A 1063-nucleotide genomic window follows, 5' to 3' on the forward strand; every position below is an offset into this window, starting at 1 on the left:
AAGCTTCACATCGCTTCATTCTTGAAATTATTACTGTTTGCGCAGCTAAATGAAACCGAAAGTCTACGTGCCATTAGTGACACGCTGTTATCAGATGACTTACAAAAAGCAACGTATTTAGAGTCCATCAGCTTTTCGCAGTTAGGTCGGCGATTAAATCGAGTGCCAACTGAGTTTTTCCAACAGATTTTTCTAGACTTAGTCGGGCAAATTCATGAGAAAACGCATTTTGAACAGAGCCGAAAAACCACAACACCACTGAAAATCATTGATTCCAGCACACTGCCATTGAACTTAAACAACCATAGATGGGCTGAATTCCGTAAAACAAAATCAGGGGTAAAGTTACATTTGCGCCTTGTTTACCTAGAAAAAGGTTGTTCGTACCCTGATAAAGCGGTGCTGACGAATGCGAAAGAACATGATCGTGGTCAGCTTGAAATTCTCGTTGATGACAAGGAGTGCATGTACGTTTTTGACCGAGGCTACCTAGATTATGAACGCTTTGACCGCATGACAGATGACGGATTTTTCTTTGTCTCACGCTTACGAAAAAACGCCGTAATACGTGTGATTGAATCATTTGAAGTACCTGAACAGTCAGCGGTGTTATCGGATGAAATGATTCTGATTGGCACCACGCAAAATCGTACTGAAAATGTATTTCGCCGTATCGAAGTACTGGATCCAAACGGTAAAGAGCTACATCTGATGACGAATCGTTTTGATTTAAGTGCAGATGAAGTCGCTGAACTGTATAAGTCACGCTGGGCAATCGAACTTTTTTTTAAGTGGATGAAGCAGCATCTGAACATTAAAAAGTTCTACGGGCAAAGCGAGCAAGCTGTGCATAATCAGGTGTACATTGCGATGATTGTTTACTGCTTAAACGTACTAGCACAGCTTCACACAAACAGTTCACGGACGTACTTACAAATTAGTAGGTACTTAAAAGCAACACTATGGAAACCGGCACGTATTTGGCTTCGAGAAATCGAAGGAAATACGGTACCATAAGGATTTTGAACTGTCAGTTGTCCCAGCCAAAGGTTATAGTAAAAAA

Annotated in this window: 1 protein-coding gene; it reads left to right on the forward strand. The window is 41.0% G+C overall.

Going from position 1 to position 1063, the window contains the following annotated elements:
* On the forward strand, positions 1–1017 hold a 1017-nt coding region (locus tag ACFXN8_RS26485), incomplete at its 5' end, for an IS4 family transposase (RefSeq protein WP_386848328.1).
* Positions 1018–1063 lie beyond the last annotated feature (46 nt).

This window comes from Lysinibacillus sp. NPDC059133, from assembly GCF_042755925.1.
Classification (GTDB): Bacteria; Bacillota; Bacilli; order Bacillales_A; family Planococcaceae; genus Lysinibacillus.